The sequence below is a fragment of the Spirulina subsalsa FACHB-351 genome, assembly GCF_026130165.1.
Taxonomy (GTDB): domain Bacteria; phylum Cyanobacteriota; class Cyanobacteriia; order Cyanobacteriales; family Spirulinaceae; genus Spirulina_A; species Spirulina_A subsalsa_A.
Genome location: NZ_JAIHOM010000056.1, coordinates 22818 through 33142 on the forward strand (window position 1 = coordinate 22818; position 10325 = coordinate 33142).

General features: G+C 46.3%; 7 protein-coding genes and 1 pseudogene. 4 read left to right on the forward strand and 4 right to left on the reverse strand.

Annotated elements, in window-relative coordinates; translation table 11 throughout:
* Positions 1 to 46: 46 nt before the first annotated feature.
* Positions 47 to 2341, reverse strand: a complete 2295-nt coding sequence (gene recJ / locus K4A83_RS12595; protein ID WP_265264923.1) for a single-stranded-DNA-specific exonuclease RecJ — start codon at positions 2339 to 2341, stop codon at positions 47 to 49.
* Between the two features lie 249 nt (positions 2342 to 2590).
* Here recJ and K4A83_RS12600 point away from each other — a divergent pair, with 249 nt between their 5' ends.
* Positions 2591 to 4099 (forward strand): TM0106 family RecB-like putative nuclease, encoded by a 1509-nt coding sequence (locus tag K4A83_RS12600; protein WP_265264925.1) that lies wholly within the window; start codon positions 2591 to 2593, stop codon positions 4097 to 4099.
* An 86-nt stretch (positions 4100 to 4185) separates the two neighbouring features.
* On the opposite strand, the gene K4A83_RS12605 is transcribed toward K4A83_RS12600, so the two are convergent.
* Both K4A83_RS12605 and dndD read right to left on the reverse strand, forming a co-directional pair.
* On the reverse strand, positions 4186 to 4629 hold the full coding sequence (locus tag K4A83_RS12605; RefSeq protein ID WP_265264926.1) for a DUF4168 domain-containing protein: 444 nt from the start codon (positions 4627 to 4629) through the stop codon (positions 4186 to 4188).
* 137 nt (positions 4630 to 4766) lie between these two features.
* Positions 4767 to 6764, reverse strand: a complete 1998-nt coding sequence (gene dndD, locus K4A83_RS12610; protein ID WP_265264927.1) for a DNA sulfur modification protein DndD — start codon at positions 6762 to 6764, stop codon at positions 4767 to 4769.
* Between the two features lie 221 nt (positions 6765 to 6985).
* Here dndD and aqpZ point away from each other — a divergent pair, with 221 nt between their 5' ends.
* The 3 genes from aqpZ to K4A83_RS12625 all read left to right on the forward strand — a co-directional run bounded on the left by aqpZ (position 6986) and on the right by K4A83_RS12625 (position 10188).
* Complete coding sequence (gene aqpZ / locus K4A83_RS12615; protein WP_321161025.1) at positions 6986 to 7765, forward strand: aquaporin Z; 780 nt, start codon at positions 6986 to 6988, stop codon at positions 7763 to 7765.
* 294 nt (positions 7766 to 8059) lie between these two features.
* Positions 8060 to 9790 carry an FAD-dependent oxidoreductase gene (locus K4A83_RS12620; protein ID WP_265264928.1) on the forward strand — a complete coding sequence of 577 codons (1731 nt, stop codon included), beginning with the start codon at positions 8060 to 8062 and terminating at the stop codon, positions 9788 to 9790.
* A 17-nt stretch (positions 9791 to 9807) separates the two neighbouring features.
* Positions 9808 to 10188, forward strand: a complete 381-nt coding sequence (locus K4A83_RS12625) for a DUF1667 domain-containing protein (RefSeq protein ID WP_265264929.1) — start codon at positions 9808 to 9810, stop codon at positions 10186 to 10188.
* 25 nt (positions 10189 to 10213) lie between these two features.
* On the opposite strand, the pseudogene K4A83_RS23210 reads toward K4A83_RS12625, so the two are convergent.
* A pseudogene (locus K4A83_RS23210) lies at positions 10214 to 10325 on the reverse strand (RNA-guided endonuclease InsQ/TnpB family protein); the annotation flags it as partial.

Genomic DNA, 10325 nt, shown 5'->3' on the forward strand with positions numbered 1-10325 from the left:
GGAATTGACCGTGATGAAGTTTAAACGGCTACAAATCACCGAAAGTTTACCAGTTGGCTAATTGATGTTGAATAGTTGTTAGGGGAACTTGATAGAAATAATCCTGTTTAAAGTGGGCTTCCTCAATGGCTTCTAAGAACAAATTTAACGCTATTCTCTCAGGAGTAAGGGGCGGCCAATAGTCATCAATAGCTATCATGTCCCCCTCACGCACCACAGAAAAACCAATCTCTTCTAAAGCCGTTAAACCTAATCCAACAATTTGTAAATTTAAGGCTAATTTTTCGCCGATTTGTGATAACTGAACTTGTTTCCTGGTGCGGAAGAGATACTTAGCCATGCCTTGTAGTTGCTGCCAAATTTGGTGAGAGTTGAGGGGAGGAGGAGACGGATAAGCTAAAGCTAGTTTGCAAGACGCTGACAGAGCGTCACGATGGGATAATAAAAGCTCATCCCAACTTGATGGACAAGTGATTAATACCGTGCAATTTTCCGAGGGATTTAGGTTAAACGCTTCCCCTCGATAATCGACAATCCATTCCCCCTCCATTGCCTCTGGGTAAACAGACACTTCTCGAACATCAATCAAACGCACTTGATAGCCTTTTTCTGTGAATTTTTCACTAGGATTAAAGTCCAATTCCACTAAAGCATCATAGCGTTTTTGTTCTGAAAGTTCTGTACTATAGTGTCCCCACCAAATGCCAGAAAATCCTCTCATATCTGATGAGTCACAAATCTGGAAAGTGGTTTTAATATACTTCACATTTTTATCTATATTCTGGTTAAATAACCGACGAAACCAGCAATTTTTAATCAACAATCTAGGCACAGGATTCCCCATGCCACAGGGTTCTAATACAGCCAATTCTCGAAATAATTTTTTCCCTAAATCGGCAACTGTTACCACTAAATCCGCTTGAATTTTAGGTTTTAATAGATTGATTTCGGGAAACTTGTGCCGCATTTCTTGTTCAAGAGATTCTTTAAAGAGAGCTAAATTTTCTACCTGAATACTTAATCCGGCCGCGTAGGGATGACCTCCAAAGCGGTGCATTAAATGCTGTTGACTGGCGAGTAATTCATAGAGATCAATTCCTTGAATAGAACGGGCTGAACCTTTGGCAAAACCAGATTCTTGCTTCTGTTCTTCTGTACTTAAAAGAATGGTGGGGCGATGGTATTCTTGGGCAATTTGTCCGGCGACTAATCCTAACACACCCACAGACCATTGAGGATCATCTAGGATAATAATAGGGGTAGTTGATAGGTCAATTTGAGCCAGGCGTTTTTTAACCGCTTCAACTACACTATTTTGTAGTTCTTTGCGTCGAGTATTGGCAAGTTCTGCTTCTTGAGCTAATTTTTGACAGTGTTCTGGGTCTGAATGGGTTAACAGTTCAACAACATATTCTGCGTTACCATAAATGCGACTAACGGCGTTAATACGAGGGCCTAAACCAAAGGAAATATCTGTCACGCGATCGCCATTTCCTTGACAAAGTTCCAGTAACTTCGCCACACCGGGGCGTGTCGGGGTTTTAACTTGGGTTTTTAACTGTTTAATCCCCCGTTTAGCTAAGTAACGACAATCCCCTTTAAGGGCGACTAAATCGGCAATTAAACCAATGGCGACTAAATCTAAAAGTTCCTCTAAGGGTTTTTGGGGAATCTCTGGAAAAGCCTCATATAAAGCTTCGATTAATTTATAGGCAACAGCCACCCCCGATAAATGATAAAGGGGGTGTTCTTCGTGGAAGTAACGAGGATTAATAATGGCCGCCACAGGAGGACGTTCTGGGGGTAAAGTATGATGATCTGTAACAATAATATCAATGCCCCAAGCTTGAGCTTGTATAATTTCCGTCAGGTTCGTGCTTCCGGTGTCACAGGTGACGATTAATTGTGTGCCTCCTTGGGCTAATTTTTCGATGCCCGGGAGATTCAAACCATGAGATTCTGTTAAGCGATTAGGGATATAATAATTTAGCTGCAAGTATTGAGCTAAAAACTGTCCTAATCCTTCCCAGAGGACACTGGTTGAGGTGACACCATCTGCATCAAAGTCTCCCCAAATGGTGACTTTTTCCCCTCGTCCTCTTGCTTGTTGTAAGCGTTCAATTGCCCATTGCATCTCCTGACCAAATTCAAAGGGACTGGCGGGGGTATAATACCGATCTGGGTCTAAAAAAGGAGGCAAATCTTGGGGGTTTTGTATTCCCCGTTGCCAGAGTAATTGAGCGGCGAATTTTCCCTTAGAGTTAGGACAATATTGTTGAACAATCTCTAGAAATTCGGGAGGGATTTCAACGGTGGGAGCAATTTGCCATTGTTGTTCCATAGTTGTAGTGAATCATTAAGGATTAATCGAGTCAACCTCACTCAATTTTATCAGTCAATTTTAAGGGAGTCGGAACGAAGTTCTCCAGTCGGGATGAAAATCTTTCCGTTCCTACCCACAACTTGAATAAAATTGCTATAGCAATCCTATTTGAGTTATAACCTTTTTGGCAATTGAACCCATATCGTCCTAGCACAACTGATTTCGGATCGCTATAGTATTAAAATATTAACCCTCAGATTCACTGTAATGTTGTTAAATGACGAACTGTTGTTAGATTATCGGCGCTGTGAACGTCGCTCTTACTTAAATGTCTATGGTGACATATCCCAACGTGAACCTGAACGGGATTTTGTCCTGAAGCTGCGGAAAGAAAACCGCTTGCAGGTGATGGAGTTTTTAGCAGGTCGGGAACACTGCACCCCTGATTTTCCAAGCTCGGATTGGCAGCTAGGAGCGAAGCAGACGGCTGAATGGATGGCTGAGGGTGTGAATTTAATTGAGCGGGGGGTTTTGTTGCTCCATGAGCCGATTTCTGGGGTGTTGGCGGAGTTGAATCCGGAAGGGGAGAGGGATTGGGATGAGGAGACGCTGGGGGAGTCGGTTTTTTTCGTTGGTCGTCCGACGCTGTTGGTGAAACAACCGGGACAGTCTCGCTGGGGAGATTGGTCCTATACGCCTGTGAATATTCGCTTAGGGAAGCGCGCAAAACCGGAATATAAGATTATCTCGGCTTTTCATGCCTATTTATTGGAACGTTTGCAGGGGGAAAAACCCTTAGAAACGCAGTTAATCTTAAGAGATTTGGATTACTGCGGGGTGGATTTAACGGTGTGGTTTCCCCGTTTAGCGGAAACCTTGGCCGGGTGTTGGCAGATGTTAGAGGAAAAACGGGAACCGGAGGTGTTTATTTCTCGGCAACGCTGCGGTTTGTGTCACTGGCATTCCTACTGTCATGCGATCGCACAAACTCAACAACATCTCTCCCTTGTCCCCGGTGTCACCCCCAGTCGCTACGAAGAATTGCAGCAGTTGGGGGTTAATAGCTTAGAAAAACTGGCTCATTTTACCCTGCCAGAAGTCACCGAACACATTGATTTCACCGTTGGGGAACAGTTGCAACTCCAAGCTCTGGCCTTGTGGGAAAAGCGAGCTATTTTGCTACCTCAAGCACCCTACCACTTTAAACAACAATTGCCCCAAAATACGATTGAACTGTATTTTGATATAGAAGCGGAACCGGAGCGCAATGTGGATTATTTACTGGGAGTTCTCTATGTTAACCACACCACTCAAACCCAAAAATTTTATACTTTTTTGGCGGAACAACCGGAGGATGAACCGTTTATCTGGCATCAATGTTTAGCTTTGTTTGAACGTTATCCCCAGGCCCCGATTTTCCACTTTGCCGACTATGAGGTAGACACCGTAAAACGCTTGAGTCGCTCCTATGGTATCCCCTCCCAACCCTGGCGTCAGTTTCTCCAGCGCTTTGTAGATATTCACCACTGGGTTACAGCGTCAGTAGTGGCCCCAGTGGAAAGTTATTCTCTTAAATCTTTGGCCAAGTGGTTGGGGTTTGAATGGCGAGATCCCGATATGAGTGGGGATCAAACGGTGTGCTGGTATGATCAATGGTTACAAAAAGGCGATCGCCATTATCTGGATGCCATTGTGCGCTACAACGAAGATGATTGTCGCGCTACTTATCATCTCAAAATGTGGTTACAGGAGTTTTTAAACAGTCAAGGGTCCTAGGGTGCGTCAGAGCGAATCCTCTGGATTACACAGAAATTAATCAAATCCTGACGCACCATTTTTAAGCATTGGAAAACAAGAGCCAACTATTGACCCATTTGAGCTTCCATCATTTGTTGAACCCGTTCTTGCAGGCCTTCATCTTGCTGAATCGTGTTATAAATTTCAGAGAAACGATCCGGAGCTAAACCTTCACTTTGTAGCGCGTTTTCCATTTGAGTTTGGGTACGCTGACGCAACGGTTCAATTTGAGCTACGATTGTATCTAACTTTTCTTTTTCTTGGTTCGTTAGCGCCGGAGTCGGTTCAGCTTGATTGCGAAAAGCTTCTAAAATAGCATTAAAACGCTCTGGAGTGAATCCTTGTTGTTCTACAATGGCTACGGCCGACTGACGAAAAGCGAGTTCAATTTCCCCTAGCTTTTGCCAAGCATTAACAAATTGTGCAAGTTCCCGCTCACTAATAGAGGTAGGACTCCCTTGAGCAATATAATGATTGACAGTTGTTTGCTCGGACGCTGCCACTGCCATCGGGGTAAGAATAGAGATTTGAAGACCCAGTATGACCGCCACTAGCGCGCTTCCGGTGCAAAATCTGTGTTTTAACATTAGATAGGATTTTGTAACTACTTCCTTTCAGCTTATCGCGCTGATTCCCAATCGGCAACCTAGAAAAAATAACCGGATTTGATGGTGGTGCGTTGTTCCTTGGGATTGTATTCTAGGAGATATTCCCGAGCGATCGCATTTTGGTCCCGCAGTTGTTCCACTTCAGCCGCTCCAATTTCCGTATCCGTGGACAATAAAATCACTTGATTGGACGCGGCCGGAAAATAGCGTTCCACCAAGTTATTCCGGTGGGAAGAGTCCAGACGACCTAGGGGGGTATCAATGGCAATGGGTAAGTTCTGACCAGAGACTCGCGCTAAACTCCATAAAAATGCGATCGCCAGCAACTGTTTCTCCCCCGCAGAAAGGCGATGTTTCGGCACAGCTTGACCCCGAGGATCATACAAAGAAATACGGAACGAGTCCACCTCAATCGCCACCCGATGGACCAAATCCGATTTATGGAGTAAATAACGAAAACATTCTGTCACCTCCATCTCTAACTTATTGAGTTTTTTCAGCGTTAACCGTTCCCGAAACAACGTCAACGTATTTTGAACTTTAGTCGCCGAATCAATAAAATCCTGATTCACTTTTCGATCTAACGTTAATCGACTATAATCTTCTAACTCCTTTTTAAGTGTCTTAATCGTTTGACCTAACCCCTCAACTTGCTTTTTCTTATGCTCAATTTCCGTGACCATTTGAGATAAATTTTTTTGAGCCTCTTGTAACTCGATTTGCAACAGTTTATAAGCCTCTGGAGAAGCCGCCCTTTGCTTTTTCTGCTCTAAAGCAGTTAACTCTTCCAGTTGCTCATCTAACTCCCCTAATTGTTGCCTTGCCTGTTCCTTTTGACCCGGTAGTTTATGAGTTAAAACCCCATCCAGAGCCGCCAAGGTTTTAGCATCCACTTCTAACCAAGATTTAAACTCTGGATCAAGATCCTGCTTAATGAGTTCCTGTTCTTCTTGTAAAAAAGCTTGAATTTTTTTAAACTTTGCCGAAGGTAAAGCAATATCCTTTAAATAAGCCACTAACTTCTCATCCCGCTTTAATAACACATCCTGCGCAATTAACGCATCCTTAACCCTTAACTCCTTTCTTCCCTGTTTATGAGCCGCTTCTAATAAAGGACTAATTAATACCAGAGGTAAAAAATCCCCCGCCAGTTGGACTAAATTCTGTCGCTTTGCCTCAATTTGTTGGTTGATGTGCTTTTCCTCAACCGCCAATTCCATTTGTTCCGCCGCAATTTTCCCCCCCTCCGTCATAAACCGATCCGACGCTTGTTGTTCCAGATATTCCGCCTTAATTTTCTCCCGTTCTAATCCCTTAACCTCTTGTTCTAGTTCCTCTTGTTCCTCACGAAGTTGATCAATTTTTTGTTCTAACGCCTCAATAGTTTCTAACTCTTTTTTGCTCGCACTATTTTTGCGTTTACGATTAATCAATGTCTCTAAATCCGTCGCTAATCGTTCCGCCAATTCTAACCCCAGTAACGATTCAATCGCCTCTACCACTTGGGAGGGAGGACTTTCCTGTTCTGCTAGTTCTTTAACCTGTTCCCCATCAAATAAGAATAAATTAGAAATTCCCAAGGGTAAAATCTGCTCCACTCGTTCATCCCATGTTTTCGTCATGGTTTCCCCCAAAGATTTATCCCCCACCCATTTATCCGTGATGATTTCTAGCTCATCTTTGCCATTTTTTGGGGAACGAGTCCAACGGCGACGAATGCGAAAGGTTACTTTATCATTGTCGTGAATATGTTCAAAAGCCAGTTCAATAACGGTTTCTTCTAAGTCTTTAACCTGCCGACTAACACATTGTTCTAAAAAATCACTATAGTTTAAATTGCCTCGGGTAGAACATTGAGCGCGTTGTCCATAAAAAGCCAGACGAATGGCATCCATGAGGGTGGTTTTTCCTCCCCCATTCATTCCTCCTAAAAGAATAATTGGCTTTAATTCTTCATCATAGATGGGAGATAAATCAATCACCTGACGACCCACATAAGGTCCAAAATTTTGTAAAACTAATTCTTTAAATAACATCTTTCTTTAACTGACGCTTCACCCAATTTTTTCCATCCTTGCCCACACCTTCACCACTTTACCTCAAAATGCTCTACGCACAAAATAGCAATTTTTACAAGTATTCTTTAGAATTTTTTAAAGATTTGAAAATGCGCTTTGTCCCTAAAATTAGGGTGGATTTTCTCGCTTTACAAAAAAACGTTTTCAAGTTTTTACTGGTTTTCATAAAAGGAGTCACAATGTCTCTGGTTAAGAAATGTGCAGCTGAGTGCATTGGTACATTTTGGTTGGTCTTTGGAGGCTGCGGGAGTGCCGTGCTGGCGGCGGCCTTTACGGCGGAGGCGGCCAAAATTGGAGGGAATACCCTGTTCCCCTTGGGGATTGGTTTGGTGGGGGTGTCTCTCGCTTTTGGTTTAACCGTGATGACGATGGCCTACGCGATTGGTCATATTTCCGGCTGTCATCTCAATCCGGCGGTGTCTTTTGGGTTGTGGGCGGCTAAACGCTTTAATGGGGCGGAGTTGTTGCCTTATATTGGCGCTCAAGTCGCGGGCGGGATTTTGGGGGCGGTGGTGTTGTATATAATTGCCGCAGGCCAGCCGGGTTTTAGTTTAGCTCCCAATGGTTTGGCGGTCAATGGGTTTGGGGATTTGTCCCCGGGGGGTTATGGTTTGATTGCGGGGTTTGTGGCTGAGTTTGTTCTCACTTTCATGTTTTTAATCGTGATTGTGGGATCTACAGATCGTCGTGCGCCTGCGGGTTTTGCTCCGGTGCCGATTGGTTTGGCGTTGACGTTAATCCACCTCATTGGGATTCCGGTGACGAATGTTTCCGTGAATCCTGCCCGGAGTTTGGGGCCGGCTTTGATTGTGGCGTTGTTTGGGGGAGGGACTCAGGCGATCGCACAAGTCTGGTTATTTTGGTTAGCTCCCATTCTAGGCGCGGTAGCTGCCGGGGGGTTATACCTCGCTTTGTTCACTGAACCGAAAATTGCGACTGAACCGAGTCTAGTTGATTAACCCACTCCCCCGTTACATCCAAATTGACCTCCAGCTGTTAATTGCGTTCCACAATCTAACGGGGGATTCTTCTTTCCACGAAGCAACTTGCTCTGACAGGATTGCAAAGAGCCAAAGTAGAGGTCATTTCTCCAGAAGCGTTTAACGAGTCTAGCCCGTAAGTTCCAGTATGCCCTACTGTACCTATTCCTGATTTGCAGGATATTGAGTGCAGCGATCGCTGTACAATTGACTAGCCAAAACTGTTCTAATTAGAGACAATAACCCACACCCCATAACTCTCAATACATCAGCATGACCACTCACCTAACCACTGATCTCCTCATTGTGGGAGGAGGAAGCGGAGGAACAGCCGCCGCCCTACAAGCCGCCCGTCGGGGAGTCTCCACCATCCTAGTCAGTGAGGGGCCTTGGTTAGGGGGGATGTTAACCAGTGCCGGGGTAGCCGTACCCGATGGCAACGAGTTACTCGCCTTTCAAACCGGGATTTGGGGGCATTATGTGCGCACCCTGCAAAGCCAACTCAACCTAAACACCAGTTGGGTGAGTTTATTCGCCTACCCCCCCGCCCTCGGAGCCCAGATATTCGCCCAGTGGGCGGCGCAATGTCCCCGACTGCAATGGATTCAAGGACAAACTCCCCTCGAAGTCCATCGACAAGGCCAACGCATCACCGGGGTTCGTTTTACCGACTATGAAATTACCGCTCAAATTACCCTAGACGGCACAGAATTAGGGGATTTACTCGCCCTAGGAGAGATTCCCCACCGTTGGGGGTGGGAATGGCGCGGGGAGTTTAACGAACCGAGCGCGCCCATGAGTGCTAATGAACTGACCCAACGCTATCCCGTCCAGTCTCCTACTTGGGTTGTGTTATTAGAAGATTATGGGCAACCTGCGCCCCCCATTGAGGCCGAGGGGGTAGATTTTAGTCCCTTTGTGGGGGCATGGGAAGGCTATGGCGGGGAAAAATTCCTCACCTATGGTCGCTTGCCCGAAAATTTATATATGCTCAACTGGCCACAACAGGGGAATGATTACGGGGAGCAGTTGGGGCGCTTAATTGAATCGGAAACAGCCCGACGACAATATGAGCAGGAAGCCCAACACCATAGTCGAGCCTTTGCCCGTTGGGTGCAACAGGAGTTAAATCCCCATCTGGGTTGGGCAAAAAACGCCTTTCCTGCCCCTTCTAACGGGGGGTTGGCTCTACACCCCTATTTCCGGGAAAGTCGCCGTCTACAGGGGGAAATCACGGTAATCGAGCAAGATATTTTACCCCAACCCTCCGGCACGGTGGCCGCCTTACCGATAGAAGGGGAACAGGTGAGTGCGATCGCCTTTGGTAACTACGCCAACGATCATCACTACCCCGGCCATGACTTCCCCCTACAACCCAAATCCCTACGCTGGGGTGGCCGTTGGACAGGGACCCCCTTCACCCTACCCTACGGTTGTCTGATTCCCGCCCAAACCGACGGCTTTTTAGTCTGTGAAAAAAATATCTCCGTCTCCCACATCGCCAACGGCTCCACCCGTTTACAGCCCACCGTCCTCAACCTCGGACAAGCCGCAGGCATGGCCGCCGCCCTCTGTATCGAGTTAAACTGTCAACCTCGGGACTTACCCCTACGCACCCTCCAAGAAGCCCTCCTAACCGATCCTACCGCCCCAGCCGCCCTCATTCCCCTGTTTAACCTCCCCCCCCATCATCCCGACTGGTTACAGTGGCAACGGTACTATTTAGACCACCCGGAACAGTATCCCCTCAATGGCAACTGTCCCTGTTCTCCCTGTCCTTCCCCCAGCGTCGGGCAATCTTATCTAGGGGATTTCCTTCGGCAGGGAGACAATGATTATCGTTTTACCCCCCTCCAGCGTCAGGAAACTTGGCAAGTGATCACCATTGATCCCTTAATACAAGAAGAACTGTTAAATTGTCCCGATCATTCTCGTTTAACCCTGACCGGACAATATAATGCCAGTGGGGGCTGGTTATTGGTGAATCAAATACAGTCCCGTTGAGTTAATCAATTGAGATCATGACCTATTTAACCAACGAAGAACCGCAAACCAGCCATTATCTGTGCATTGGCTGTCCCATGGGCTGTCGTTTGGAAGTCGAAGAGGCAGAAGGCACGATTGTTGAAATCCGAGGCTTTTCCTGTAAACGGGGGGAACAATATGCCGCACAAGAACACAGAGAACCCCGTCGCATGGTGACGACAACGGTACAGGTGGATAATGGTATTTGGGCGCGTTTACCCGTGAAAACCCGGGAACCCATCCCCAAGGATCGAGTCGTGGAACTGTGTCAAACCTTGCGTCAAGTCAGGGTTCAGGCCCCTGTGACTTTGGGAGACGTGATATTACCCAATGCTTTAGGGTTAGGGGTGGATGTGGTGGCTTCTCGGAGCATCTGAACAGTAAACATTGACACTCCTCGGCCTAAAGGCACGAGGATTCTTGGTTCACAGACTCGCCATAACCTAGCAGGATTGCTCCAACCAGGCTAGAGGGCAAATCTCCCCAAGCTTTAGATCCGGTATGCCCTACCGTA